This window comes from Aliiroseovarius crassostreae (assembly GCF_001307765.1).
In the GTDB taxonomy this organism is placed as follows: domain Bacteria; phylum Pseudomonadota; class Alphaproteobacteria; order Rhodobacterales; family Rhodobacteraceae; genus Aliiroseovarius; species Aliiroseovarius crassostreae.
In genome coordinates this window covers 83,873-110,064 of sequence record NZ_LKBA01000024.1, presented here as the reverse complement: position 1 = coordinate 110,064, position 26,192 = coordinate 83,873, and the positions used below count along the sequence as shown (strand labels likewise).

Genomic DNA, 26,192 nt, shown 5'->3' with positions numbered 1-26,192 from the left:
CCGCTGTGAAAGATGTGTTGATTGCGGTCCTGCCAACGCTGGGCCTGATCCTCGTCGTGCTGGGCTCGATCTTTGCGGGCCTGACCATGCCGACCGAAGCTTCTGGCGTGGGGGCCTTGGGCGCGACCCTTCTGGCGCTTGGTTATCGCAAGCTTACGCTGCGCAAACTGGTGAATGTGCTGAAGGCCACCGTCAACACCACCGCCTATATCTTCGCGATTTTCCTTGGCGCAACCGTGTTCAGCTATGTGCTGCGCGAACCGGGGGGCGACGCGCTGATCGAAGATATGATCCACGGCGCGGGGCTGGGTGCCAATGGCACGGTCTTCCTGATCCTCTTCATCGTCTTCCTTTTGAGGTTTGTCCTGGACTGGATCGAGATCACCCTGATTGTGCTGCCTTTGATGCGCCCGATCGTGAATGCGCTGGGTCTGGATATCCCCGGATTTGGGCGATTGATGAACCGGCCCTCGTGTGGTTCGTGATACTTGTGGCCGTGACGCTTCAGACCTCGTTCCTCACGCCGCCGGTTGGGTTTGCGCTCTTTTACCTCAAGGGGGTCTGCCCGCCAAAAATCAAGCTGACCGATATCTATAAGGGCATCATTCCCTTCGTGCTCTTGCAGCTCTTGGGCCTGATGCTGGTCTTCCTCTGGCCCGCGCTTGCAACCTGGTTGCCATCGGTCGCCTATTAAGAAAAGGTGGAACCATGACCGATCAGGACCTCATCGCGCAATTGCAAAAAATCTGTGGGCGCCGGCATGTGCTCACAGGTGCGCGCCGCACCGCACGTTTTCGCAAGGGGTTTCGCTCAGGAGAGGGCGAGGCGCTGGCAGTGGTGCAGCCGGGCACGCTGCTTGAACAGTGGAACGTGCTAGAGGCCTGCGTGGCGGAAGACAAGATCGTGATCATGCAGGCGGCCAATACGGGCCTGACCGAAGGGTCGACTCCAAAGGGCCGCTATGACCGCGAGGTGGTCTTGATCAACACGCGCCGCATGGATCGGTTGCAGCTGATCAAGGATGGCACGCAGGTGATTTCCTTTCCGGGCTCCACCTTGTTTGCGCTGGAAAAACTGCTCGCCCCGCTCAACCGCCAGCCCCATTCGGTGATAGGCTCCTCCTGCATCGGGGCGTCCGTGGTGGGGGGTGTGTGCAACAATTCCGGTGGCTCGCTGGTTGAGCGCGGCCCGTCCTATACTGAGCTCTCCCTTTTTGCCCGCATTACCGAAGAGGGGCGGCTGGAGCTGGTCAACCATCTGGGCATCAACCTAGGCAAAACCCCGGAAGAGATCCTGACCCGGTTGGAACAGGGGGATTATTCTGCCGCGGATCTGGAAAGCTCCAACCGCAAAGCGTCGGACACGGATTATGCCCGCCGGGTGCGGAATGTGGAGGCGGACACACCGGCGCGGTTCAACGCCGACAAGTCCCGCCTTTACGAGGCCGCGGGCTGTGCCGGGAAACTTGCCGTGTTTGCCGTGCGGCTCGATACCTATCCGATGAATGCGGATGAGCGGACCTTCTATGTCGGCACCAAGGACACCGCCGCCCTGACAGAGCTGCGCCGCCGGATCCTGGCCGATTTCGACACGCTGCCGGTGTCGGCTGAATACATGCATGAAGAGGTGTTTGACCTCTCGGATCGTTACGGCAAGGACACGATGGTGATGATCGACAAGCTGGGCACCGATCGCTTGCCGATGTTCTTTGCCATGAAGGGCGCGGTGGATGCGCGGCTGGCGAATGTGCCGGGGATGGCAAACTTCACCGATAAGGTCATGCAGATGCTTGCCCGGATCTGGCCGGATATCCTGCCTGCGCGGATGCGTGATTTTCGTGGTCAGTATCCCCACCACCTGATCCTGAAAATGCGCGATGGCGGCATTGAAGAGGCGCAGGCGCTGCTGGCGGAGATGTCCGGGCAAGGGCGGCTGGACTATTTCGAATGTGACCCGCGTGAGGCCAAGATGGCCGGGTTGCACCGCTTTGCCGCTGCCGGGGCTGCGGTGCGATATATGAATGTGCATCGCGATGAGGTCGAAGACATCCTTGCGCTTGATATCGCTCTGCGCCGCAATGACCGGGACTGGTTTGAAGAACTGCCCGCCGAGATTTCCGACCAGCTTGTGAGCAAGCTCTATTACGGCCATTTCATGTGTCATGTGCTGCATCAGGATTACATCGTGAAAAAGGGGGCTGATCCCAAGGCGCTGAAAGCGGCGATGCTGAAGATCCTGGATGCGCGCGGGGCGGAATACCCGGCGGAGCATAACGTGGGGCATCTTTACCCGGCCAAACCCGATCTTGCGGCGTTTTACAAATCCGTCGACCCCACCAATTCAATGAATCCGGGGATCGGGAAGATGTCGCGCCGGAAGAATTACGGGTAAGTGCCGGGGGTTTCCTGTTTCGGACAAAAGAAGACAAAAGAAAACGCGCGCCGGTTGGGCGCGCGTTCTGGTTTTGGATATTGCTGTGATTATTCGGGTTTCTGACGGGGCAGGAACAGGTTCAGGACCAGCCCGGCCACACCGGACAGGCCAATGCCGGCCAGGGTGAAGCCATCTCCGAATTCCAGCGTCAGCCCACCGATGCCGATGATCAGCACGGTCGAGACAATCACCATGTTGCGCGCGTCCTGCAGATGATCGCCCAGGCGGATCAGAACCGTCAGGCCCACGACGGTGACCATCCCAAAGAGCAGGATCATGATGCCGCCCATGACGGGCATCGGGATGGTGCCAAGTGCGCCGCCCAGCTTGCCCACAAATGACAGTGCGATGGCAAAGATGGCGGCCCAGGTCATGATCGCCGGGTTGAAGGCGCGGGTCAGGGTCACGGCGCCGGTCACTTCGGAATAGGTGGTGTTGGGGGGACCGCCCAGCAGGCCCGCCGCTGTGGTGGCAAGGCCATCGCCCAGCATGGTGTTCTGGATGCCGGGGTTCTCAATGTAATCCTTTTTGGTGACCGATCCGATTGCGAGGATATCGCCGAAATGCTCAATCGCAGGGGCGATGGCCACGGGCAGGATGAACAGGATGGCCGCAAGGTTGAACTCGGGCGCGACGAAACCCGGCACCGCAAACCAGGCGGCACCTGCCAGGGGCGCGGTGTTGATCAGGCTTTCCCCGGTGATCGCCCCGATGATGAGCGCGGTGACGTAACCCGCAATCACACCGACAATGATCGGCACCACACGCATGATGCCACGGCCGAGAATGGCGGTGATCATGGTCGCCCCAAGCGAGACCGCGGCAAGGATCAGGGCAATGCCCTTGGGCACGATCTGCGCATCCCCGGCCACACCGGTGGACATGTTGACCGCAACCGGCGCCAGCGACAGGCCGATCACCATGATCACCGGACCAACCACAACCGGCGGCAGCAGCTTGTGCAGGAAATCACTGCCAAAAATGCGGATCGCAAAGCTGAGTGCGACATAAAGCAGACCGGCGGCCGCTAGCCCCCCGGTGGTGGCAGCCATGCCCCAGGTCTGCACCCCATAAATGATCGGTGCGATAAAGGCGAAGGATGAGGCCAGGAAGACCGGCACCTTGCCACGGGTGGTGATCTGGAAAATCAGCGTACCAAGCCCCGCCGTGAACAGCGCCACGCTCGGGTCCAGCCCGGTCAGAAGCGGCACCAGCACAAGGGCCCCAAAGGCCACGAACAGCATTTGCGCGCCGATCAGCGCCTGTTTTGCGCCAAAGGAATATTCAGTGTTCGACAGGTCGTTTGCCCCGCGAACGTCGGTTGTATCAGTCATCTTCCCCTCACTTCTTCAATGGGTGATATGTGCGCGATACAGGGTCTGTGCCCCGCTTGGAGCCGCGACAAACTGCCCCCTTCTGAAGCATTGTTGGCGCTAAATCCAGCCTTTGTTGAGGGGAAATGGCATTTTCCTGACGGGGGCGGTTGGGCTGCTTCCAACGCCGAAAAAAGGTCAGAATATTCCCATGGCCAGCCCCGCGCCCAGCCCTAGACCCAATGCACGACATTGTTCCAGATCTGTGTCGGAAATGGTTTTTTGCGCAAGGATTTTCTCAGGCGTCTGGGCGTGGGTGCCGATGATCAGCCCCGGCTGAACCTCTTTGAGCCGCCACCCGGTTGCAATGCGCGCCATTTGCCGCAACGCGTTTTCGCCATCTGATCCGGCACAGACCATCAGCGCATATGGCCGCCCTTCGATCCGGCCCAGCACCGGGTAATAGCAGCGGTCAAAAAACTCTTTCATCTCGCCGGAAATGGCGGCGAGGTTTTCGGGCGCGCAGAAGAGATAGCCATCAGCCGCCATGAGGTCGTCCGGGCCGGCCTCATGGGCTGGTTTCAGCACCACCTCCACCTCGTCACGGGCGGCCTGACAGGCGGCCTGTGCCATCTGCTGACTGCCGCCGGTGCGGGAATGATAGACAATCAAAAGCCGGGTCATGCGGCGATGCTACAGCCAATTTCACCAGCTTTGAAGCGCGGTTTCAGCTTTGGGGCAGGCTGCGCCCCTCCGGTCCTGCATAGGCCCGTTCAACCTTTGCCACGCGCAGTTCGAAATGGCTGTACCACCGCTCCAGCCCCAATGTCTGGGCCACGAGGTGTTTGGCATTGGCTTTCCAGGCGCGGATGCTGTCTTCGCTGTCCCAATAGGAGACGGTGATGCCGAAACTGGCTGTGTCGCGGGTGCTTTCCGCGCCCAGGCAACCGGGTTCTTCCAGCGCCAGCGCATACATGCGATCGCCCATTTCGGCATAGCCCGCATCATCTTTGCTGAGCTGATTTGTGAAAATCACCGCGTAGTAGGGCGGTTCGGGGGTGCGGGCAAAACGCTCGGTCATCCGGGGGCTCCTTGCTGGGATGCGTTATGCCTACAGCGTTTCGGGAAAAACCTGAAACACATGTTTGTTCCGCAACGCATACTGCGCAGACGATCTTGGGCCGATCCTGGGCCGGGACAGTTCGGAACGCGGGGCAGAGGAACACAGGGAAAAAAGAGGGCAGACGGGCCGCCCCCTCCTGAAAAAATGCTTCAGCGTGGGCCGGGATTGGCGATCAGGTCGCGGGAAATCACAAGGCGCTGAATGTCGCTGGTGCCTTCATAGATCTGCGATACGCGCACGTCGCGATAGATGCGCTCGACCGGATAATCGCGCAGATAGCCATAGCCGCCGAAGGTCTGAATCGCGGCTGAGCACACTTCCTCGGCCATTTCGGTGGCAAAGAGTTTCGCCATCGAGGCTTCGCGCAGAGCGGGCAGGCCCGCATCGCGGCGGGCTGCGGCCAGATGCACCAACTGGCGGGCCGCTTCGACCTTGGTGGCCATGTCAGCCAACCGGAACCCAACGGCCTGATGCTGGGCGATCTCCTTGCCGAACGCCTTGCGTTCCTGCGCATATTCCAAGGCGCATTCCAGCGCCTTGCGGGCCATGCCCACCGCCTGTGAGGCGATGCCGATGCGTCCACCTTCCAGATTGGCCAGGGCGATCTTGTAGCCTTCGCCTTCCTGACCCAACAGGTTTTCGGCCGGCACCCGCATGTTTTCAAACGACAACTGGCAGGTGTCCGAGGAATGCAGCCCCAGCTTTTCCTCGACCCGGACGACCTCATACCCCGGCATGTCGGTTTCCACGATAAAGGCGCTGATGCCTTTCGATCCGGCGTCTTTGTCGGTCACGGCGAAGACGATGATCACCTTGCCGTTCTTGCCCGAGGTGATGAATTGCTTGGCGCCGTTCAGCACGTAATGATCCCCGTCCCGCACCGCCGTGGTGCGCAGTTTCGAGGCGTCCGAGCCTGCTTGCGGTTCGGTCAGGGCAAAGCCGCCGATCCATTCGCCCGAGGCCAGCTTCGGCAGGTATTTCTGTTTCTGGGCCTCGGTGCCGTATTTCACGATCGGGCCGCAGCCGACCGAGCTGTGCACCGACAGGATGGTCGAACAGGCGCCGTCACCGGCGGCCACTTCCTCGACCACGCTGGCATAGGTCACCGCGTCCAGTTCAATCCCGCCATATTCTTCCGGCACCAGCATCCCGAGAAAGCCCAGCTCACCCATTTCGTCCAGTTCCGTGCGGGGAAAGGCCTTGGTGCGGTCGCGTTCCTCGGCGCCGGGCCACAGGCGTTCGCGGGCGAATTGCGCGGCCATGTCGCGGATGGCGGATTGGGTTTCGTCAAGCATGTTTGTCTCTCCTGATCTGTCCGGCCTGATCTGTCCGGGCGTGTTGCGGTCCCGATCAAAGTGATTCTCTGCGGCGATCCTAAAGTTGAAATCACTCGCACACGATGCCACCATGTTTCAGAAATTTGACCTGAAATGCCATAAGGTTTGTGATGCCCACCCCCATGCTGTCACCACCGCCTGCGCAGATGTCCAGCGCCCCGATCCCCGCAGCATTTGCAGCGGAAGCAATTGAATGTGGCCGTCTGGCGGGGGTGGATATGGGTGCGCTGATCCAGGATCTGGGTATCCCCGAACAGGACCTGCACCACCTGACCCCGGACCAGTTCGGTCAGATCTGGCTGGAGCTGTCCTTTCGCATGCGCGATGAGTTCTTTGGCCTTGCCGCCCGCCCGATGCGGCCGGGCAGTTTTACCCTGCTTGGCCACGCAACCCGCCACGCGCCGACCCTTGAGGTGGCGGTGGCCCGTGCGTTGCGTTTTCTGACGGTGGTGCTGGAGGACCCGGCCGGGACACTTTCTGTTGAGGGGCGACATGCCGAGGTGACACTGCGCGAAGAAGGCGCGCCGAAATCGGCCTTTGCCTACCGGCTTTATTTTACCATCCTGCATGCGCTGAACTGCTGGCTGATCGGAGAGCGGATCCCGATCCAACGCATCCAGTTCCCCTGTGCAGCCCCGGAAGGCACCAATGATTACGGGGATTTCTTTGGCGTGCCGGTGGCGTTTTCCGCCCCCGTGGCCCGCCTGGAATTTGAGCGCAAATATCTGCGCAAACCGATCAACCGCTCGGACCGGGCGCTGAAGGTGTTTTTGAAATCCGCCCCCACCGCGTTCCTGTCCGGCTATCGCCATGGGGACGGGATCAAGGCGCGGGTGGTGGCAGAGCTGTCACTGGGAGAGGTCGGGGGCTGGCCCGGTGTGGATGAGATCGCGCAGCGGCTGGGTCTGTCCACCTCGACCCTGCATCGGCGCCTGAAAGACGCGGGGCAGAGCTTTGGTGAAATCAAGGAGGAGCGTCGCCGCAACCTGGCCCTGTCGCTTTTGAAAAAGACCGATCTGCCGGTGGCAGAGATTGCCGGACGGGTGGGCTATGCGGAACCCAGCGCGTTTTTCCGCGCCTTTCAGCGTTGGTTTGGCACCACGCCGGGGGCGATCCGAAATCGGGGTTGAAATCGAAACGTTTTAGCCAGGATGTTGGGAAAAAACAAAAGGCCCCGAAGCGGGGCCTTTGCTGAATTGGTCGGGCTGAGAGGATTCGAACCTCCGACCCCCTGCTCCCGAAGCAGGTGCGCTACCAGGCTGCGCTACAGCCCGACCGTGGCGTGCGAAATAGCCTCAATACGCGGGCGCTGCAAGCCCCAAAATGCATGGGGGCCGTGGGAAGGGGCAGAAACCCCCTGTCCCGATCGCAAAATGAAAACGACCCGCGGGAAGGCGGGCCGTTTCATCACTTTTCAGGACCAAAGCGAAACGCTTCAGATCAAAGGCTGGCGTTCAGGGCCGCGATTACCGCGTCGCCCATCTCCGAGGTCGAAACCGGCTTCACGCCCTGTTCGTTCAGAAGGTCCCCGGTGCGCACCCCATCGGCGAGCACCTTCTCGACCGCTGCTTCCAGACGATCCGCCTCTTCGCCCATGTCAAAGCTGTAGCGCAGCGCCATGGCAAAGCTGAGGATACAGGCGCAGGGGTTGGCTTTGCCTTCACCTGCGATGTCCGGGGCCGAGCCGTGCACCGGCTCATAAAGGGCTTTCGGACGGCCATTGGCCATCGGCGCGCCCAGCGAGGCGGAGGGCAACATGCCCAGCGAACCGGTCAGCATGGCGGCACAATCCGAGAGGATGTCGCCAAACAGGTTGTCGGTATAGATCACGTCAAACTGCTTGGGCGCGCGCACCAGCTGCATCGCACCATTGTCGGCATACATGTGGCTCAGTTCCACCTCGGGGTATTCTTTGCTGACGCGGGTCACAACTTCGCGCCACAGGATGCCCGATTCCATCACATTGGCTTTTTCCATCGAGCACAGGCGCTTGTCGCGTTTCATCGCCAGTTCAAACGCCGAACGGGCGCCGCGTTCGATCTCGGCCTCGGTGTAACGCTGGGTGTTGATGCCCACACGCTCGCCGTTTTCTTCGAAAATGCCGCGCGGTTCACCGAAATACACACCCGAGGTCAGTTCGCGCACGATCATGATGTCGAGGCCGGACACGATGTCTTTTTTCAGTGAGGAGAAATCGGCCAGCGCGTCAAAGCACTGCGCCGGGCGCAGGTTGGAATAGAGGTCCATTTCCTTGCGCAGGCGCAGGAGGCCGCGTTCCGGTTTGACCGAGAAATCCAGGTCGTCATATTTCGGGCCACCCACGGCGCCCAGCAGAACCGCGTCCACCTCTTGCGCTTTTGCCATGGTTTCGTCGGCCAGCGGCACGCCATATTTGTCATAGGCCGCGCCCCCGACCAGATCCTCGGACACGTCGAAGCTCACGCCGCGCTTGTCACCGATCCAGTTGATGACCTTGCGCACTTCGGCCATGACTTCCTGGCCGATGCCATCGCCGGGGAGGATGAGGAGAGAGGGGTTCGACATGTCGGGTATCCTTGAGAGACTTGCAGAAATTCTGTTCCCGAACGGCCTAGCGAGTTGGGGCGGATGCGTCAAGAAATGCAGGGGGATTTGCGCGGAAATAGCCGCTAAAAGTTGAGGTCGACCCAGATCAGATGGTGGCGTGACGCGGTGGTAGCGGTCACGGCCATCCTATCGTCTGGTTCGGGCCAGAACACGCCTGTGTCCAGAACATGCGCTTCGGCCCAGGGCAGAATATAGCTTGCACGGAGTTTCCCGACGCCGATGCCGCTCCAATCCGCGCTATCCGTGCCCTCTGCCCCGGTGGGCGCGGGGTCGGTCAGGCGGGGATGACTGATCAGGGCACGTATGGCGTCATGGTCTCCGTCGCCATCCTCGGGGTCGATATTGGCCTGGCCGATCACCACGAAAGGTGCCGAGGGGGCGGGAAAGGGCAGGGCGCCCTCAAGGAGCCGGATCCAGAACCGGGTTTCGTCGCCGCCGCGTTTTCCGTTCTGATCTTCGGGGCCGTCAAAGGCCGGGGTGGAGCCGTGCCAGGTCAGCAGGTCAAGCGTCTGGCCGTCGGGCAGGATCACCGGGACTTGCCAATGGGCCACGCTGGACAGGCGCTGAATGGCCTGCGCTTCGGCGGAGGGAAAAGGGCTGCCATCCGGGTGGGTGGGCAGGTTGGCCCCGGGCAGATCGCGCCAGAGAAACTGCGAAAAATCGCGGGCCGGGCCAAGCGGCAGGCGTGACAGCACGGCCATTCCCCCCGCCCCGGTAAAATTGCCATAGCCCTGGCTGTCGCGGGCGGTGCCCCGCTGGCCGTCCCCATCCAGATCCAGCCCCGTGGGCAGGCCTGCATTGGGGCGGATGGCGAATGAATGGGGCATGGGATGGCCGGCCTGCGCGAGGGCGGTCTGGAAGGCGGCAAGGGCGTGCCCCTGCAGATCGTGGTCAAAATCCTGCAACACCAGCACATCTGGTGCGGTTTGGCGGATCACGTCGATCACGGCCTTGATCTGCTTGTCCTTCCCGCGGGTGATGTCGCGCAGCAGCAGCCCCGGCCCATCCCGACCCAGTTCGGTGTTGTAACTGGCAAGGCGCAGGCGTTCTGCCATGGCTGAGGAGGCAAGGGCGCTGATTGCAAGCGCCAGAACGGGGATCAGGCGGGTTGCCACGCCTCCTCCTGTTCGGCTTTGGCGTTTTTCTTGCGCTCATCGCTGATCATCAGGGCCACACGCCCCATGGCGATGCCGCGCATGAATAGCGAGGCGGGCAGAAAGGCCCAGGCGGTGAGGGTCCAGATCAGGGTCTGGTCATTGGCCACCGAGACCGATCCGAACAGCGCGGATGCGGCCTGAATGACGGCGGGCGTCACAAAAGGCAGCAAGAATCCCAGCGCAATATTGAAGCGGGCGTCGCGTTCCAGCCGTTTCACCACATCCCCGCCTGCGGTGGGGTCGAATGTGGGCAAATTGACCCAGACATTGAAACACCCGTTGGCGGGCCAGCGGCTTGAACGCAGAGCAATGACGAAAACACCCAAAGACAGAAGGGAAATCAGGTAGGTCATGCCGGCTGCCGTGCGCATGGCCGAGATGTCGGCGGCGCTGGATCCCTCGGGCAGCATCAGCACCACAAGGCGTACCGGGGAATAGGGGAAGTCAATTGCCCGCCCGATCAGCATGCCAATCTGGGTGACAAACTCGGTCATGATGGTCGGATCCGTTTTACCGCGCACCACAATGGACAGGGTGAACACCATCGCGAACAGGCTGAAAAAGCGAATTCTGTTGAAGGGGGGGGCGTCACGAAACTCGACCAGGCCGGGATAGGTGGCGGCATATTCAAACAGGGTCAGCGCCCCGGCGCACAGGGCAACAAGTGCCACGATCTGCGCCGTGTCAGTATTGGTGCCGGGCACCATGATCGATGGGAGTGCTATCACCACCACGATAAGTATTGCGCGTAGCAATGCGCCAGCCAGTTTTGAAACCACAGCCTCTACCCTCAACTCTGGACGGGAGCGATACGATGCCGCATCCCTTGTTCCGATGTTGATCCCCGCCTTATTGGCGGATGCCTCTTCAGGGCACGATGCCCCGACAGGCGGGAATCTGCAAGTTATGGGTTAATATAGCTTTACCATTTTGCCGTTTTTGTGGCGGAACTGGTGCGGCAATGCATCATTGCTGGGAAAAGAAAAGGGCGACCCGTTGCAGGCCGCCCTTCAATTCTTAACGAATTTGCCGGTATTTCCGAGGGGTTACACCCAGGGACGGGCCGCGGCAGCCTGTGCTTCAAAAGCGTCGATCGAGGCTTTCTTCTCCATCGTCAGGCCGATGTCATCGAGACCTTCCAGCAGGCAGTGTTTCTTGAACGCATCCACTTCAAACGCGATGGTTTCGCCGTCCGAGGTGGTGATTTCCTGCGCTTCCAGATCCACGGTCATGCGCGCGTTTGCGCCCTTCTCTGCATCTGCCATCAGGATGTCGACCTGCTCTTGCGGCAGGACAATCGGCAGGATGCCGTTCTTGAAGCAGTTGTTGAAGAAGATGTCCGCGAACGAGGTCGACACGACGCATTTGATACCGAAATCTGCAATCGCCCATGGAGCATGCTCGCGCGAGGAACCACAGCCGAAATTATCGCCAGCGATCAGGATCTCGGCATCACGGTATTGCGGCTTGTTCAGCACGAAATCTGCAATCTCGGTGCCGTCGCGGTTATAGCGCATCTCGTCAAACAGGTTCTTGCCAAAGCCCGTGCGTTGGATCGACTTCAGGAACACCTTGGGGATGATCATATCCGTGTCGATGTTCACCAGCGGCATGGGGGCCGCGATACCTTGGAGTTTTTCAAACTTTTCCATAATCTCAGCTCCTTACATTGACCACTTGATCGGGGTTTCACCGAGAACAGTGTTCATTGCATCAAGTACGTTCTCAATGCCTTCATTATTTGCGAGACCAACGAAATGAGTGACCCAATACTTGTATTGCTCGTCGGACATTTCACCGTTTTCTTTTGCGTCAAGCGCTGCCGTAAAGAAAGCATCGATAACTTTCCAGTCGGACGGTTTAGTCTCTCTAGTAGGTTTGTGGCTCATCGTTACTTCCTTAGATCAGGTCACGAACGTCGGTCAGACGACCGGTCAGCGCGGCAGCGGCGGCCATGGCGGGCGACACCAGGTGGGTGCGGCCTTTATAGCCCTGACGCCCTTCGAAGTTGCGGTTCGAGGTTGAGGCGCAGCGCTCGTTTTCGCTGAGCTGGTCGGGGTTCATCGCCAGACACATCGAGCAGCCTGCCAGACGCCATTCGAAACCGGCCTCTTCAAAGATCTCAGCCAGACCTTCTTCTTCGGCTTGCGCACGAACCAGACCCGAACCGGGAACGATCATGGCGCGCAGACCGTCCTTGATCTTCTTGCCTTTCACGATCTCGGCCACGGCGCGCATGTCTTCGATGCGGCCATTGGTGCAGGATCCGATGAACACGGTGTCGATCTCGATATCGGTCAGCTTCTGGCCGGGGGTCAGGCCCATATATTCGATCGAGCGGCGGGCAGCTTCGACCTTGCCGCCTTCGAAATCTTCGGGGTGCGGAACAACGCCGGAAATCGGCAGCACATCCTCGGGCGAGGTGCCCCAGGTCACAACCGGCTCAATCTCTTCGCCTTTCAGCGTGACAACCTTGTCGAAATGCGCGCCTTCGTCGGTGAAGAGCGTTTTCCAATACTCGACTGCGGCTTCCCACTGCGCACCTTTCGGGGCGTGCGGGCGGCCTTTGCAATAGTCAAAGGTGGTCTCGTCCGGGGCAATCAGGCCCGCGCGCGCGCCGCCTTCGATCGCCATGTTGCAGACGGTCATGCGGCCTTCCATCGACAGATCGCGGATCGCTTCACCGCAATATTCGATGACATAGCCGGTGCCGCCGCCGGTGCCGGTTTCACCGATCACGGCAAGGGTGATGTCCTTGGCGGTCACGCCCGGCTTCAGCTTGCCGGTGATTTCCACCTTCATGTTCTTGGATTTCTTCTGGATCAGCGTCTGCGTGGCCAGAACGTGCTCGACTTCCGAGGTGCCGATCCCGTGGGCCAGCGCACCAAACGCGCCATGGGTCGCGGTGTGGCTGTCGCCGCACACAACGGTCATGCCGGGCAGGGTCCAGCCCTGTTCCGGGCCAACGATGTGCACAATGCCCTGGCGCACGTCGGTCACCGGGTAGTAATGCACGCCAAATTCCTTGGCGTTGGTGTCAAGGGCGGCCACCTGAATGCGGCTTTCCTCGGTCATCTGCGCCGGGTCTTCGCGGCCCGCGGTGGTCGGCACGTTGTGGTCCGGCACGGCAATGGTCTTGTCCGGCGCGTGTACCTTGCGGCCGGTCATGCGCAGGCCTTCAAACGCCTGCGGGCTGGTCACTTCGTGCACCAGATGGCGGTCGATATAGAGAAGGCAGGTGCCATCGTCCGCTTCATGGGCTACGTGGGCATCCCAGATTTTATCATAGAGTGTCTTCGGGGCGGTCATGTTCGCTCTCCGTGGATGGTCAAAATGTGATGTGTGACAGGGATCATCGGCCCGAATACCGAGCGATGAGAGCCACCTTTCGCAGGCGGCGGACGCTTATAGTCGGGCGAGCACGGCCTTCATGGCGCCGTGAAAGCGCCACGGCAAAAAGGCGTGGTCATCCATGTCAAAAATCCGAGTCATGCCGCCCAGATACTCTTTTGTGGCGTTCAGAGCAAGCCTGTGCACATGCGAAACCGGTGTGCCGGGCATTTATTGCGTGAACACGCGGTCTGGACGCAAGAAAACTCCCGTGACACAGTGGGGTTATGGAGCAGGACGAAGTTAAACCCCCTCAAAGCCCCCAAAAAAACGAGGCTGGCGCAGAACCGCCTGCCGAGCCCCCCGTGGAGGCGCCCGCAGGTGGGCCTGCGGACGGGCCGACAGACGGGCCAGTAAACCAGCAACCTGATCTGACGGACAGTGAAACCGTGGCAAGCCTGCGTGATCAGGTGGTTGACCTTGCGCGGGACGGCGGGGATTTCCTGTTCAGCCTCACCCAGACATGGCGGCTGTATCAGGTCGCGATCATCGTGGCCCTTGCGGCACTGTCCTGGGTGCTGGGGCGTTTCCTTGATCCCAAGCTGGAAAACTGGCTGCGAGAGCGCGAAGGCTGGTCCAAGCGGCGCCTGCGCTTTGCCCTGCAACTGCGCAGACGGGCGCGGATGATCATATTCGTGCTGCTCTCATGGGTGACCGTGGTGGTGATGCGAGAGATGACCTGGCCGTCGCGATCCTATCTGATCGGGCTGGTCTGCACCATTGCACTGGCCTGGGTCGCGGTGGGGATTGCCTCTTTCGTGGTGGGAAACCGCGCGCTGCGCCGGGTGATCAAATGGGGGCTGTGGATCTATGTCACGCTGTTTTATGTCGGCGCAATTGACGAAGTGTCCGCGGTTCTGAACAATCTTGCGCTGTCGGTGGGTGACATGCGCCTTTCCCTTCTGGATGTGATCCGGGCGGTGGTGATCACCGGGACGCTGTTTGCCGTGGCCCGCATGTTTAGCCGCACCTCGTCTGAACAAATCCAGAAGAACGAGGATATTTCACCCTCGATGCAGGTGCTGATGGTGAAGTTCCTGCAGATGGTGCTTTACGGCGCGGCTTTCTTCATCGGGTTGAAGGCGGTGGGGGTGGACCTGACCGGCCTTGCGGTCCTGTCCGGTGCCATCGGTGTCGGGCTTGGCTTTGGTCTGCAGAAAGTGGTGTCGAACCTTGTCTCCGGGGTGATCATCCTTCTGGACAAATCCATCAAGCCGGGGGACGTGATTTCGCTGGGCGAGACCTTTGGCTGGATCCAGCAATTGGGCGCGCGCTATGTCTCGGTGGTGACGCGTGACGGGCGCGAATATCTCATTCCAAACGAAGACCTGATCACCGGGCAGGTGGTGAACTGGTCGCATACCAACGCCTTTGTGCGGCTCGATATCTTTTTTGGCACCGCCTATGCCAATGACCCGCACAAGGTGCGCAAGATCGCGATTGCGGCGGCCAGTGGTGTCGACCGGGTGCTGAGCTTCCGCCCCCCGGTCTGCCACATCGTCGGGTTTGGTGACAGTTCGGTGGATTACATCCTGCGCTTCTGGATTGATGACCCGACCGGCGGGCTGACCAATATTCGCGGCAATGTCTATCTGGCGCTCTGGGATGCGTTTCAGGAAAACGACATCGACATCCCCTTCCCGCAACGCGAGGTGCGCCTGCTTGACGATGCGCCCGGTGGCGCGGTTACGGACGCAGCCGACGGGGTGGGCGACGGGGCTTGGAAGAGGTGAGGGGATCCATGACGCGCGCGCGACGCCGGCGTGGCGGCTCCAGCGGGGGCAACAGGTCTGCGGCCCGGCTCGGCCCGGCGTCTGCCGCGGCTTCCAGTCGCGCAAACGGGTCTTCTCGCATCTTTTCCAGCGGGGTCTGTTCGGGGGTCAGATCGGGCAGGTAAAGCCCCTGCGTCCACCGTTCCGGCAGGCGGTCTATCCCTTTGTTCAGCAGGTCAATCCCCCGCAGGGCGCGTGAATATAGCTGCTCGGCCTTTGCCGGGTCGCGCGCTTTCAGGTGCTGAAACCGCCGGATGATAAAGGCGTCCACCGCCTCTGGCCCGACCGAGAAATAGGTGATGGCCGCAACCATGCCCGCCACCAGCAGCAGCGCCAGGATGAACAGGGGTTGGGCCACTGTCACCGCGGCGATCAGCGCGATGGCCAGAACCCGTGGCGTGCGTGGGTGGCGCAGCACCTGCCAGAGGAAACGCGCCAGCAGTACCAGTGTTTTACGGCATTCCGCAAAGATCCTGCGCCCGATGCCCGGCCCTTGGCGTTTTGTCCTGGGGGCCTTTTTGCGGGCAGGAGGGGCAGGGGCGGGCTCTGCAAACTGCGTGCGGTCGGCGTCGGCCTCGGCGGTTGCGATCATGGTTTTGATGGAGGTGTTGAGGCTGTCCTCCCGGCGGTTGGCCATGTGCGCGGCGGGGGAAGGGGAAAGAGCTGAGGAGGGGGCAGGAGCAGACGGGGCTGTGGCAGGCTGAGCCCTGTCCTTCTGCCCCGGTGTCGCAATTTCACCATCGGCAGAGGCCTCGCGTATCATGGCGCGGATTGCGGCCAGATCCGGGTCGAGCTCTGATCCGGGGCTGTGCGGTTTTTCACCTGTCTGCAGTCCAGTGTCTGGGGGGGATGTTTCAGCAGGGGCTGTCTCTGTGGGGGAGGGTGCCCTGCGCGTGTCGGTCTCCGGTGTGCCAGTTGCATCCTGCCCGGCACCCTTGCTGTCCGCCTTCATAGTGCCGGCACCCGTGTTGATGCCCACTGTGTTGTCAGCTGATTGCGACATCGCTGTCCGTCGCTCCATGCAGTCCTCCCCGTATCGCGATGGTATCGCGCATGCCCACGTGCCGGTCCCTTAGGATAGGGGCGAATCTGGGCAGGAATGTGGCAAAGGCATACGTGGCCCTTTTGCATCCATCCGTTTTGATGTATCACCGCCCGTCATTGAGATCGTAACCATCTGGTGTTACGATTCGTTTATGCCCAGCGCCGGGGCGGATCGGTGTGCTTTGATCGGAGGACTATGTCCTGTCTCTTGAAAATCAGGTCGCAGCAGTTTCGACCGCAGGAGGACCGCAAATGACGGTTCAGGTCCTGAAATCCGCCAAGGACGGTGCCCTGTTGGCGCACATCCTCAAATCCCTAGAAGAAGACAAAGCCGAAGATGTGGTGGTGATCGATTTGCAGGGCAAATCGGAAATGGCCGATCACATGGTCGTCTGCTCTGGCCGCTCGTCGCGTCAGGTTGCGGCAATCTCGGAAAAGCTGACCGACAAGATCAAGTCGGAGTTTGGCATCTATTCCAAGGTTGAAGGCAAGGCGCAGGGGGATTGGGTGCTGATCGACGCGGGGGACGTGATCGTTCACGTGTTCCGCCCCGAAGTGCGGGAATTCTATCAGGTCGAGAAGATGTGGATGGAACCGGGTGTTGCCCCGACCCCTCCCGGTCCGGTGGATGTCACCAACCAAGAGGGCTGAGCCCGGACGAGGCCCAGATGCGTGTGCAAATCTGTGCTGTGGGGCGGCTGCGTGGCGGCCCCGAGCGCGATCTGATCGACGACTACCTCACACGGTTTGACCGCACCGGGCGGCCCCTTGGGCTTGGCCCGGCCAAAATCGTTGAGGTTGAGGACAAGAAAGGCGGCGGCATGAAGCCCGAAGCCGCCCTTTTGGAAAAATCCATCCCCAAAGGGGCGCTGATCTGCACCCTGGATGAGCGCGGCAAGCTGATGTCCTCTCCGGATTTCGCCAAGATGATCGCGCGCTGGCGGGATGACGGGCGGCAGGACGTGGCGTTTGTGATCGGCGGGGCCGACGGGATCGACCCGTCCTTGCGGGCGCAGGCCGATGCCTCGCTGTCCTTTGGCAAAATGGTCTGGCCCCATATGCTTGCCCGCGTCATGCTCACCGAACAACTTTACCGCGCGGCTTCCATTCTGGCAGGCAGCCCGTATCATCGGGTGTAATATGGAGTGCAGGTAAGGGGGCGTGCGTGGTGTTTGCAGGTCTGGATGATGTTCCATGGGCAACTTTTGAACATGCCTATGGATCAGCGGAGGACGTGCCGGGGCTGATCCGGGATCTGGTCTCGGAGGACGCGGATCGCGCAAATGCAGCCCTGGATGCGCTGTATGGAAATATCTGGCATCAGGGAACGGTCTATCCTGCCAGCGCCCCTGCCGTGCCCTATTTGATCGAGGCGCTCGATCATGTTTCCCCCGATGTCCAGGCTACCTTGCTCAATTTGCTTGGCGATATGTCAGAGGGACACGGATATTACGACGTGCACCGCCATTACAAATGGGCGGATGAGGCGATGAGAGCGTCTTTTGTCGAGGATCCGGACCAGCAGCTTCGAGAGGAAAAGGCCGTCGTCCGCCAGACAACTCTTGCTGTCTTTGAGGTGGCGGACAAGGCCTATCACCTGCTGACCTCCTCCAACCCTGCGGTCCAGATGGCGGCGGCCGAGGTGCTGACCCGCCTTGCCCGTTGTGATCAACGCGACGCAGCGCCGGATGACCGGCCCGAAGCCTATTTTGGTATCCGCCCCGAGGGCACAGAGCAGGGGGCCTTTGCGGATCGGTGGATTGGCTGGGTCGTGGATGCGTTGGATCAGGGCAGATCGGAAATTGCGCCTGCGGTCCTGTTGCAGATCCTCGCCCGTCTCAACTGCAGATCCCACCCTGCCCTCCAACTTGACCGGGCTGCCGATGCGGCACCGCTTGAGCGTTACGTGATCGTCGTGTTTCAGGCGGAGCAGGTGCTTGCCAAACAGCCCAGACTTCCACTGGAATTTGGTGCGCTCACCAAGCAGATGATGGCCGAGCGTGACACGCTTCAGGCTGACATGAAGGCGGTCGACTGGCCCTGGCCCCTTGGTGCGACGGAAACCCTGATGTCGCTGGTGCTGAGCCTGCCTGATGATTGTATTGATGACATGGCCCCGCTTTGCATCCCCCTGCTAACGGATCCGACCCTGATGTTTCGGTATGACCTGATCCTGTCGCTGATCCTTGGGGACAGGCGCCCCAACATCCCAACGGATCCCTGCACGCTCGGGTCCGGGCGTCGTCAGCTTGCATTGGCTTTGGTGGAAAAACCCCGCAACCCCGGAAATTTCTGGTTTTGGGCGAGGACCAATGGGAATGCCGCCGCCGTGTGCAAGCGGTTTGGGGTTCCCCATGATCGGGCGAAGTGGAGGCAATGGCTGGGCGAGCGCGGGATCCTTGTTCGCCTGTTCAGGCGCGATGTTTGATCTTGTCTGCGTTGCCTTATGCCAGAATGCGGCCTAGAACATCCCCGAGCAGTCAACCCTAAACAAGGAAGATCCCGATGAGCGCCCCGAAACCCGTAGTCCTGTGTATTCTCGACGGATGGGGGCTGCGTGAAGACACTGCCCATAATGCGCCCGCGCTGGCAGCCACGCCAAACTTCGACCGGCTGATGGCCACCTGCCCGCATAACGCCCTGATCACCCATGGTCCCGATGTGGGCCTGCCCACCGGACAGATGGGCAATTCCGAAGTCGGCCACACCAATATTGGCGCAGGCCGCGTGGTGGCGATGGATCTGGGGCAGATCGACCTTGCCATCGAGGATGGCAGCTTTTTCGCGAATGAGGCTCTGGCCGAATTTGCCGCCAAGGTCAAAGCCGCCGGGGGCACGGCCCATATCGCCGGGCTGACCAGCCCCGGAGGGGTGCATGCGCACCAAGACCACCTTGTTGCCGCCGCAAAGGCGCTGACCGATCAGGGATTACCGGTGGCAATCCATGCGATCACCGATGGGCGCGACGTGGCACCCCAAAGCGCGCGTGCGCAGATTGCCGCGTTCCAGACAGCCCTGCCCGAGGGCGCACAGATCGTCACCCTGTCCGGGCGTTACTTTGCCATGGATCGCGACAATCGCTGGGAACGGGTCTCGCTTGCCTATAAAGCCATGGTGCTGGGGCAGGGCACACGGTTCAGCAGCGCCGATGGCGCCATTGGATCGGCCTATAACAATGACACCACGGATGAGTTCATTCGTCCGGTTGTGTTGGAGGATTTTGACGGGATCAAGGAGGGCGATGGGCTGTTCTTCATCAACTTCCGCGCCGACCGCGCCCGTGAAATCCTGCGCGCCATTGGCGAACCGGGCTTTGCCGAATTTGACCCCGGCCCGCGCCCGAAGCTTTCCGCGCTGCTTGGCATGGTGGAGTATTCCGACGCCCATAACGCCTATATGACCACCTGCTTCCCGAAACGTGACATCGTGAACACGCTGGCCGAATGGGTGGCCAAACAGGGCAAGACCCAGTTCCACACGGCTGAGACCGAAAAATACCCCCATGTCACCTTCTTCCTGAATGGCGGCAAAGAGGATCCGGTAGAGGGCGAGGTGCGCTATATGGCCGCCAGCCCCAAAGTGGCCACCTATGATCTGCAACCGGAAATGTCCGCCCCCGACGTGACCGAACATTTCGTGGAGGCCATCGAAGCGGGCTATGACCTGATCGTCACCAACTACGCCAACCCCGACATGGTTGGCCATACCGGGGATCTGAACGCCGCCATCGCCGCCTGTGAGGCCGTGGATGACGGGCTTGGCCGGGTCATGGCGGCGCTGGAAAAAACGGGCGGCGCGATGATTGTCACCGCTGATCACGGCAATTGCGAAACCATGTGGGATGAGGACACGGGCGGGCCGCATACCGCACATACCACAAACCCGGTGCCGGTGATCCTGTTCGGCGGTCCGCAAGGGGCCACGCTGGGCCATGGCCGCCTTGCGGATCTTGCCCCGACGCTGCTGGAGCTGATGGGCTTGCCGCAACCTGCGGAAATGACCGGCACCAGCCTGTTGGGGAGCGCATGACCCCGTGAAGCTGATCGCGCGCCTTCTTGCTGTCTGCCTTGCCTGCCTGCCTGCCGGACAGGGTCTGGCACAGGCGGGTCCGGCCGCGGATGCGCGCGCGGCCATGATCTCGCTCGAAATGGCAGGAGCTGCGCTGGAAGAGGCAAAATCCGCCCGCGACCGGGTGGCGGCGCTGACCCAGACGGTGAAAGCCTATGAGGCGGGGCTGGCGGCCCTGCGCGAAGGGCTGCGGCGCGCACGCCTGCGCGAGGCGACCATCCAGGGCGCGTTTGATGCCGAAAGCGAACGGCTGGCGCAGCTTCTGGGGGTGCTCCAGACCATCGAAAAGGCACCGGAACCGTCGCTGCTGATCCATCCTGACGGGCCGATTGGCACCGCCCGGTCGGGCATGATCCTGTCGGATGTGGCACCCGCGTTGCAGCAGCAGGCCGAAACCCTGCGCGAAGGGCTGGAAGAGCTTGCCACCATCCGCGCGCTGCAGGAAGGGGCGCTTGAGACCCTGCAGGACGGGTTGAAAGGGGCGCAGACGGCCCGCGCCGAGCTGAGCCAGGCCATCGCCTCGCGCACCGAACTGCCCCGCCGTTTCGTGCAGGATGAACAGGCGATGCGCACCCTGATTGCCAGCTCCGACACATTGGCCAGTTTCGCCAGCGGCCTCCTGTCCGATCCGGCCAGCCATCAAAGCGGCGGCGCCCTGCAGGATTTCGCCTCGTCGAAAGGGCGGTTGAAACTGCCGGTTCTGGGGCGGGTTCTGCGCCAGTTTGACGAGGCGGACGCCGCCGGGGTCGAGCGTCCGGGCTGGGTTGTGGCCACCCGGCCGCTTGCACTGGTGACCACGCCCTGGCCCGCCACGATCCGTTACCTTGGCCCGCTTCTGGACTACGGCAATGTGGTCATTCTTGAGCCGGGGGACGGATATCTGCTAGTGCTGGCCGGGCTGGGCCAGCTTTATGGCGAGGTGGGTGAAGTGATCGCGCAGGGGGCTCCGGTTGGCCTGATGGGCGGGGCGGGGCAGGGTTTCCCGGACAATGCGCCAGATCCATCGGCAGAAACCGGCACAGATCAAGCGTTTTTGATCGAAGTTGCGCAAGGTGCTGGCGCAGAAGCGTCAGAAACGCTTTATATAGAGTTGAGAGATAACCAAAGGCCAGTGGACCCGGCAGAGTGGTTCGCGGCAGGTAAGGATTGAAGTCAGATGAAGAAATTCGTGATGGCCGCGCTGGGCGGCACATTGGCGGGCGCGCTGCTGACCACACAGGTCGCCGCTCCGCTTTTGGCGCAGGACAGCGGGCGCGGCAACACGGTTTACGAACAGCTCGACCTGTTCGGTGACGTGTTTGAACGCATCCGCGCGCAATACGTGGAAGAGGTCGATTCGAAAGAGCTGATCGAGGCGGCGATTGACGGGATGCTGTCGTCGCTGGATCCCCATTCAAGCTACCTGTCCGCCGAAGATGCGGCGGATATGCGGGTGCAGACCCGCGGGTCCTTTGGCGGCCTTGGGATCGAAGTGACCCAGGAAGAAGGCTTTGTGCGCGTGGTCACGCCAATGGATGGCACCCCGGCTGACAAGGCGGGCATGGAAGCCGGTGATTTCATCACCCATGTGGATGGGGAGAGCCTGTTGGGGCTGACCCTTGATGATGCGGTGGAACTCCTGCGCGGCCCGATCGGGTCCGAGATCATCGTGACCGTGGTGCGAGAAGGGGTGGAAGAGCCGTTTGACGTGTCGATCATCCGTGACACGATCAAGCTGACCGCCGCCACCGCCCGCACCGTGGGCGACACGGTGGTGCTGCGCGTGACCACGTTTAATGACCAGACCACGCCGAACCTGACGGACGGCCTGAAGCGCGAGGTTGAGGCGCTGGGTGGTATCGACAAAGTGTCAGGCTTCGTGCTGGATCTGCGCAACAACCCCGGCGGCCTGCTCGATGAGGCGATCTCTGTCTCTGATGCGTTTCTTGAGAGCGGCGAGATTGTCTCGACCCGTGGCCGTGTCGCAGGTGAAAGCGAGCGCTGGAATGCAGCGGCGGGTGACCTGACCAATGGCAAACCGCTGGTGGTGCTGATCAATGGCGGATCTGCGTCTGCGTCTGAGATTGTGGCCGGTGCGCTGCAAGATCACCGTCGCGGCATTGTGGTGGGCACCAAGAGCTTTGGCAAAGGATCGGTGCAGACCGTGATGCCGCTGCCGTCCAATGGCGCAATGCGCCTGACCACCGCACGGTATTACACCCCGTCGGGACGCTCGATCCAGGCGCTGGGCGTCAGCCCCGATATCGTCGTGGAACAGCCGCGCCGCAAACCCGATGCGACGGAAGAGGAAGAGACCCGCAATCCGCGCACCGAGGCCGATCTGCGCGGCAGCCTGGGCAATGACAGCCTGACCGAGGATGAGCGTCGCCAGATCGAAGAGGAACGGGAAATCGCCGAGGAAACCGCAAAGCTGCGCGCCGAGGATTTCCAACTCTCCTACGCGGTCGACCTGATCCGTGGTCTTGCCACGATCGAACAGGCCGGGCTGACCAAACAGGCCAGCGCGCAATAAGGGCGCTGAAAACGGGTGGATATTGTCACACCAGCAAAAGGCCGCCCCCGACCGGGCGGTCTTTTTGCGTTTGAATTCAGAACGGTGTAACAGAAAACAAGAGATTTGAGGAAAAGCGGAAATGACGCCAGAAGAGATTGCAAAACTTCCCTATCGCCCCTGTGTCGGCATCATGCTGGCCCATGCAGATGGCCGCGTGTTCGTGGGTCAGCGTCTGGATGCGCCGAAACTGGGCACCAAGGCGGCCTGGCAGATGCCGCAAGGTGGCGTGGATGAGGGCGAGGACCCTCGTGATGCCGCCTTGCGTGAGCTGTGGGAAGAGACCGGCGTGAGTGCTGATCTGGTTGAGGTTGAGGCCGAACTGCCCGATTGGCTGCCCTATGACCTGCCGCATGACATCGTGCCGAAGATCTGGAAAGGTCGCTATCGCGGCCAGAAACAGCGCTGGTTCCTGCTGCGCTTCAAGGGCTCGGACAAGGATGTGAACATCGCCACCGAACACCCGGAATTTTCCCAATGGCAATGGATGCCCGCCAATCAGGTGGTGGACAATATCGTGCCGTTCAAACGCGAGATCTATGCCAAAGTGGTGGATGGTTTCGCGGCCTATCTTTGATCAACGGAGCACGTTGATGCGCTTTCTGATTGCAGCTGTTTTCACCGTCTTTGCCGCTGCCCCCGCGCTGGCATTGTCCTGTATGCCCTATAACGCGGTGCAGGCCTTTCTGGATGCCCAGGAAAGCCCGGACGACTATCTGGTGGTGCTGGGCACACTTCGTTTCGACAAGGCAGATTTGCCGCAGGGGGGGCTGGCAGGTCAGACGGAAACCCAGCCCGACAATGTTTTTCCAGCCCGGCTGGAAGGGCATAGCCTTGCACGGCGCGGGTTTGTGCTCCCGTTTCGTGAGGACATCACCGCCAATGTGCAATGCTACGGTCCGTGGTGTGGCGGATTGACGGATGGAGAGGTCTATCTGGCCTTTCTGAAGCGAACGGATGCGGGGTATCTTTTGGAAACCAACCCCTGCGGTGGGTTTGCCTTTGGCGATCCGGACCCGGATATGCTGTCACGGGTCAAGGCCTGCATGCGTGGTTCGGGATGTGATCCGGAACTGCCTGTACGCTGACCTTAACTGACCTGAGCTGATCGGTAGGGCGCCCGCGTTGACACTCTGGGCGCGCGTTCGGTGGCCTCGCGATGCTCGGTCAGGGGCGTTGCCCCTCGCCTCTTCGAGGCTCACCTAAAGTGTTTCGCCTTATTTTTGAGATACAATAATGAGGCGAAACGCTCGAAACCTACTGATGTTGCGGGCGTTTCGAAATCAACTTGTGTCTCAAGTTAATCTCGAAACGCTTTAGGATATTTTTAACCAGAAAATAAGGTCCGGCGGGGGGCACTGTGGCGGTAGGTGTGGTTTTTTCTGTCGCTCGGCGGGAAACCGGCTATAAGGCGCGCAACAGAGATTCAGGAGCTGCCCGCCATGTCCACCATGCCTTTTGATCGTTCCATCAAGATTGCCCCATCGATCCTTTCTGCGGATTTTGCCAATTTCGGGCAGGAAATTCAGGCGATTGAAGCGCAGGGCGCCGATTGGGTGCATGTGGATGTGATGGACGGGCATTTCGTGCCGAACCTGACTTTCGGACCGCCCGCTGTGAAGGCGTTTCGGCCGCATGTGAAAACCTTCATGGATGTCCATCTGATGATCGCGCCGGTCGATCCTTACATCGAAGCCTATGCCGAGGCAGGTGCGGACATGATCACCGCCCATGTTGAGGCCGGACCGCATATCCATCGCACGCTTCAGGCCATCAAGGCGCAGGGGGTGAAGGCGGGGGTCTCGCTCAATCCCGGAACGCCGCTGGAGAGTATCGAGCATGTGCTCGACCTCGTGGATATGGTGCTGATCATGACCGTGAATCCGGGGTTTGGCGGGCAGAAATTCATCCATTCCGGGGTCGAGAAAACCCGCCGTCTGCGCCAGATGATCGGGGATCGTGACATTCACATCCAGATTGATGGCGGTGTGACCACGGAAACTGCGCCGTTGGTGGCTGAAGCCGGCGCGGACGTGCTGGTGGCCGGGTCCGCTGTCTTCAAAGGTGGTTCGGTCGCAAAACCCGAGATCTATGGCGAAAATATTCGCGACCTGCGGGCCGCAGCCGAGGCCGCGCTGGGCTGAGCGCCACAGCGGTAATTTCCTATCCGTAAAGAGGGCTTCCAGCAGGCCCTCTTTTTTCTTGCCTAAAATACCTCGGGGTGAGCGGCAAAGCCGCGAGGGGCAGCGCCCCTTAAAGCGTCTCGGCTTTTCCCTGCCACGGCGGCCGAACATATGCGTGGATCGGTGGTTGCTTTCTCTGTAATGACACATGCGAATGTATCTATGTTAAATCTTAACAGGAGAAGGAATAACTTGCATGCCCCGAACGATCCCCGCTGCCATCACCCTGGCACTGCTTGCCACTCCGATATGGGCGGATGAGGAGATTGCGGACCAATATCCCGGCTCCGTGTTGTATGAAAAACCGGTTGAAGTGATCCCGGATGTCTGAACCGCCATCGGCGCCACGGCGCCGCGGACTTACGAAAATGCAGGCCATAACAACAACCTCAGCTTTATCGTGACCGGGGATGGGGTGATCGTGATCAATGCCGGTGCCAATGTGAAACTGGCCGCGGCTCTGCATGACGAGATCCGGAAAATCACTGACCAGCCCGTGAAGCTGGTGATCAATGAAAATGGGCAGGGCCACGCCATGCTGGGCAATAATTACTGGACCGAGCAGGGGGGTGAGGTGCTGGCCCATGTGGACGCGGCTGAGGTGTGCGAACATGACAATGGCATGTTGCTGCAATAGATGCAGGGCTACGCAAGGGAAAGCTCGGAAGGCACCGATCCCACCGGTCCAACCCGCACCTTTGATGATCGTGAGGTGATCACCATGGGGCGGTTCACCATCGAGGTGCTGCATCTTGGCCCCGCCCACAGCCTCGGAGATACCCAGGTCTGGATCCCGGACGAAGGGCTGATGATTGCCGGGGACATGGCGTTTCACAACCGGATTCCACCGATCTTTGAAGACACCTGCACAAGCTGCTGGATCGAAACCTGGGAAACGAGCTTTGCCCCGCTGAACGCCACCTATGTCATTCCGGGGCACGGCTACCCGACCAATATGGCGCAGGTCGAAGATCACACAATCGGGTATCTCAAACACCTGCGCAGCAGGATCGGCGCGCATCTGGAAAATGGCGGCACGCTGGAAGATGCCTATTACGTGGATCAGTCAGCCTATGCGCATCACGATACGTTTGGCGAACTGGCGACGAAGAATGCGGGCCAGGTCTTTTCTGAAATGGAGTTTGAGTAAGGTCCCCGCCCCGAGCGTCCGCCCGCTTCGGGTTGAAGGGGACATAGTGGGCTAAGGCCAGACCCTGGGCGCGGGCGTGTCCGGC

At 60.8% G+C, this 26,192-nt stretch carries 25 protein-coding genes, 1 tRNA gene and 1 pseudogene; 15 read left to right on the top strand and 12 right to left on the bottom strand.

Annotated features, from left to right (window positions below; genetic code table 11):
• Positions 1-5 precede the first annotated feature (5 nt).
• Genes AKJ29_RS20460 through dld form a run of 3 tightly spaced genes read left to right on the top strand, consistent with a single transcriptional unit; the run spans position 6 to position 2,391 of the window.
• Positions 6-485, top strand: coding sequence for a TRAP transporter large permease subunit (locus AKJ29_RS20460; protein ID WP_314732217.1), 480 nt, complete (start codon positions 6-8; stop codon positions 483-485).
• Entirely contained in the window at positions 473-694 is a 222-nt protein-coding gene (locus tag AKJ29_RS20455) for a TRAP transporter large permease subunit (protein WP_314732216.1), read from the top strand. Before AKJ29_RS20460 ends, AKJ29_RS20455 begins: the two co-directional genes overlap by 13 nt.
• Positions 695-708: 14 nt before the next feature.
• Entirely contained in the window at positions 709-2,391 is a 1,683-nt protein-coding gene (gene dld, locus AKJ29_RS17360; RefSeq protein WP_055192790.1) for a D-lactate dehydrogenase, read from the top strand.
• 89 nt (positions 2,392-2,480) lie between these two features.
• Here dld and AKJ29_RS17355 read toward each other — a convergent pair whose 3' ends face one another.
• The 4 genes from AKJ29_RS17355 to AKJ29_RS17340 all read right to left on the bottom strand — a co-directional run bounded on the left by AKJ29_RS17355 (position 2,481) and on the right by AKJ29_RS17340 (position 6,164).
• Entirely contained in the window at positions 2,481-3,767 is a 1,287-nt protein-coding gene (locus AKJ29_RS17355; RefSeq protein WP_055192789.1) for a uracil-xanthine permease family protein, read from the bottom strand.
• A 177-nt stretch (positions 3,768-3,944) separates the two neighbouring features.
• Positions 3,945-4,430, bottom strand: coding sequence for a flavodoxin family protein (locus tag AKJ29_RS17350; protein WP_055192788.1), 486 nt, complete (start codon positions 4,428-4,430; stop codon positions 3,945-3,947).
• A gap of 43 nt (positions 4,431-4,473) precedes the next feature.
• Positions 4,474-4,827, bottom strand: a complete 354-nt coding sequence (locus tag AKJ29_RS17345) for an antibiotic biosynthesis monooxygenase family protein (protein ID WP_055192787.1) — start codon at positions 4,825-4,827, stop codon at positions 4,474-4,476.
• 191 nt (positions 4,828-5,018) lie between these two features.
• On the bottom strand, positions 5,019-6,164 hold the full coding sequence (locus tag AKJ29_RS17340; RefSeq protein ID WP_055192786.1) for an acyl-CoA dehydrogenase family protein: 1,146 nt from the start codon (positions 6,162-6,164) through the stop codon (positions 5,019-5,021).
• A 152-nt stretch (positions 6,165-6,316) separates the two neighbouring features.
• On the opposite strand from AKJ29_RS17340, the gene AKJ29_RS17335 reads away from it, so the two are divergent.
• Positions 6,317-7,336: an AraC family transcriptional regulator gene (locus tag AKJ29_RS17335; protein WP_139231337.1), complete on the top strand. Its 1,020-nt coding sequence runs from the start codon at positions 6,317-6,319 to the stop codon at positions 7,334-7,336.
• A 67-nt stretch (positions 7,337-7,403) separates the two neighbouring features.
• On the opposite strand, the gene AKJ29_RS17330 is transcribed toward AKJ29_RS17335, so the two are convergent.
• The 7 genes from AKJ29_RS17330 to leuC all read right to left on the bottom strand — a co-directional run bounded on the left by AKJ29_RS17330 (position 7,404) and on the right by leuC (position 13,258).
• Positions 7,404-7,480: transfer RNA gene (locus AKJ29_RS17330), tRNA-Pro, on the bottom strand.
• Between the two features lie 166 nt (positions 7,481-7,646).
• Positions 7,647-8,750 (bottom strand): 3-isopropylmalate dehydrogenase, encoded by a 1,104-nt coding sequence (leuB, locus tag AKJ29_RS17325; protein WP_055192785.1) that lies wholly within the window; start codon positions 8,748-8,750, stop codon positions 7,647-7,649.
• Positions 8,751-8,854: 104 nt separating this feature from the next.
• Positions 8,855-9,907 carry an endonuclease/exonuclease/phosphatase family protein gene (locus AKJ29_RS17320; RefSeq protein ID WP_235477709.1) on the bottom strand — a complete coding sequence of 351 codons (1,053 nt, stop codon included), beginning with the start codon at positions 9,905-9,907 and terminating at the stop codon, positions 8,855-8,857.
• A complete protein-coding gene (locus tag AKJ29_RS17315) occupies positions 9,892-10,728 on the bottom strand; it encodes a hypothetical protein (protein ID WP_055192784.1) in 837 nt (278 codons plus the stop codon). The genes AKJ29_RS17320 and AKJ29_RS17315 overlap by 16 nt, the downstream gene beginning before the upstream one ends.
• 267 nt (positions 10,729-10,995) lie before the next feature.
• The gene (leuD, locus tag AKJ29_RS17310; protein WP_055192783.1) at positions 10,996-11,601 is read right to left on the bottom strand and encodes a 3-isopropylmalate dehydratase small subunit; all 606 of its coding nucleotides are present in this window, start codon (positions 11,599-11,601) and stop codon (positions 10,996-10,998) included.
• Between the two features lie 12 nt (positions 11,602-11,613).
• Complete coding sequence (locus AKJ29_RS17305; RefSeq protein WP_055192782.1) at positions 11,614-11,838, bottom strand: hypothetical protein; 225 nt, start codon at positions 11,836-11,838, stop codon at positions 11,614-11,616.
• A gap of 10 nt (positions 11,839-11,848) precedes the next feature.
• Positions 11,849-13,258: a 3-isopropylmalate dehydratase large subunit gene (gene leuC / locus AKJ29_RS17300; RefSeq protein ID WP_055192781.1), complete on the bottom strand. Its 1,410-nt coding sequence runs from the start codon at positions 13,256-13,258 to the stop codon at positions 11,849-11,851.
• 386 nt (positions 13,259-13,644) lie between these two features.
• Between leuC and AKJ29_RS17295 the strand changes: the two genes are divergently transcribed.
• Positions 13,645-15,072: a mechanosensitive ion channel family protein gene (locus tag AKJ29_RS17295; RefSeq protein ID WP_409360046.1), complete on the top strand. Its 1,428-nt coding sequence runs from the start codon at positions 13,645-13,647 to the stop codon at positions 15,070-15,072.
• Here the strand turns inward: AKJ29_RS17295 and AKJ29_RS17290 are convergent.
• A complete protein-coding gene (locus AKJ29_RS17290; protein ID WP_139231336.1) occupies positions 15,026-16,132 on the bottom strand; it encodes a hypothetical protein in 1,107 nt (368 codons plus the stop codon). The genes AKJ29_RS17295 and AKJ29_RS17290 overlap by 47 nt on opposite strands.
• 275 nt (positions 16,133-16,407) lie before the next feature.
• Here AKJ29_RS17290 and rsfS point away from each other — a divergent pair, with 275 nt between their 5' ends.
• The 10 genes and pseudogenes from rsfS (at position 16,408) to AKJ29_RS17240 (ending at position 26,107) form a co-directional block, all read left to right on the top strand.
• Positions 16,408-16,806 carry a ribosome silencing factor gene (rsfS, locus tag AKJ29_RS17285; RefSeq protein WP_074963626.1) on the top strand — a complete coding sequence of 133 codons (399 nt, stop codon included), beginning with the start codon at positions 16,408-16,410 and terminating at the stop codon, positions 16,804-16,806.
• A gap of 17 nt (positions 16,807-16,823) precedes the next feature.
• Positions 16,824-17,294, top strand: coding sequence for a 23S rRNA (pseudouridine(1915)-N(3))-methyltransferase RlmH (gene rlmH / locus AKJ29_RS17280; protein WP_055192779.1), 471 nt, complete (start codon positions 16,824-16,826; stop codon positions 17,292-17,294).
• 26 nt (positions 17,295-17,320) lie between these two features.
• The gene (locus tag AKJ29_RS17275) at positions 17,321-18,583 is read left to right on the top strand and encodes a HEAT repeat domain-containing protein (RefSeq protein WP_055192778.1); all 1,263 of its coding nucleotides are present in this window, start codon (positions 17,321-17,323) and stop codon (positions 18,581-18,583) included.
• Positions 18,584-18,660: 77 nt separating this feature from the next.
• Positions 18,661-20,184, top strand: a complete 1,524-nt coding sequence (gene gpmI, locus AKJ29_RS17270; RefSeq protein ID WP_055192777.1) for a 2,3-bisphosphoglycerate-independent phosphoglycerate mutase — start codon at positions 18,661-18,663, stop codon at positions 20,182-20,184.
• Between the two features lie 13 nt (positions 20,185-20,197).
• Entirely contained in the window at positions 20,198-21,373 is a 1,176-nt protein-coding gene (locus tag AKJ29_RS17265) for a murein hydrolase activator EnvC family protein (protein WP_055192881.1), read from the top strand.
• Positions 21,374-21,379: 6 nt separating this feature from the next.
• Positions 21,380-22,735: a S41 family peptidase gene (locus AKJ29_RS17260; RefSeq protein WP_055192776.1), complete on the top strand. Its 1,356-nt coding sequence runs from the start codon at positions 21,380-21,382 to the stop codon at positions 22,733-22,735.
• Positions 22,736-22,856: 121 nt separating this feature from the next.
• On the top strand, positions 22,857-23,351 hold the full coding sequence (locus AKJ29_RS17255) for an RNA pyrophosphohydrolase (RefSeq protein WP_055192775.1): 495 nt from the start codon (positions 22,857-22,859) through the stop codon (positions 23,349-23,351).
• 16 nt (positions 23,352-23,367) lie between these two features.
• A complete protein-coding gene (locus AKJ29_RS17250) occupies positions 23,368-23,862 on the top strand; it encodes a hypothetical protein (RefSeq protein WP_055192774.1) in 495 nt (164 codons plus the stop codon).
• 363 nt (positions 23,863-24,225) lie between these two features.
• A complete protein-coding gene (gene rpe / locus AKJ29_RS17245; RefSeq protein ID WP_055192880.1) occupies positions 24,226-24,918 on the top strand; it encodes a ribulose-phosphate 3-epimerase in 693 nt (230 codons plus the stop codon).
• Positions 24,919-25,153: 235 nt separating this feature from the next.
• Positions 25,154-26,107: pseudogene (locus AKJ29_RS17240) on the top strand (MBL fold metallo-hydrolase).
• Positions 26,108-26,192 lie beyond the last annotated feature (85 nt).